A 596-nucleotide genomic window follows, 5' to 3' on the forward strand; every position below is an offset into this window, starting at 1 on the left:
CCACGTCGATGGTGATGCCCTGCTCGCGCTCGGCGCGCAGCCCGTCCGTCAGCAGTGCCAGGTCGGGAGTGTCCTGACCGCGCCCCAGCGAGACCCGCTCCACGGCCTCCAGCTGGTCGGCGAGCACCGACTTGGAGTCGTGCAGCAGCCGTCCCACGAGCGTGGACTTGCCGTCGTCGACGGACCCGGCGGTGGCGAACCGCAGCGTGTCGACCGTCATGGCCGTGTCGATGGTGCTCGTCGCTTCGATGGTGCTGGTCATGGCTAGAAGTACCCCTCGCGCTTGCGGTCTTCCATCGCGGCCTCGGACATCCTGTCGTCGGCGCGGGTCGCGCCCCGCTCGGTGAGCCGGGACGCGGCGATCTCCGCGATCACGGCATCCAGGGTGCTCGCGTCCGAGTCGACGGCGCCCGTGCAGGACATGTCCCCGACGGTGCGGTACCGCACCCGGCGCTTCTCGACGGCCTCGCCCGCCCGTGGCCCGCCCCACTCACCGGCGGTCAGCCACATCCCGCCCCGCCGGAACACCTCCCGGTAGTGGGCGAAGTAGATGTCCGGCAGCTCGATGCCCTCGCGGGCGATGTACTGCCACACGT

General features: G+C 71.1%; 1 protein-coding gene and 1 pseudogene. Both read right to left on the bottom strand.

Annotation, left to right across the window (positions count from 1 at the left end; all coding sequences use genetic code 11):
- Window positions 1–262: GTP-binding protein (locus RB628_RS41165; protein ID WP_318325738.1), on the bottom strand; the 262-nt coding region annotated here is incomplete at its 3' end.
- A 2-nt stretch (window positions 263–264) separates the two neighbouring features.
- A pseudogene (locus tag RB628_RS41170) lies at window positions 265–596 on the bottom strand (phosphoadenosine phosphosulfate reductase family protein); the annotation flags it as partial.

The organism is Streptomyces sp. ADMS, from assembly GCF_033441795.1.
Taxonomy (GTDB): Bacteria; Actinomycetota; Actinomycetes; order Streptomycetales; family Streptomycetaceae; genus Streptomyces.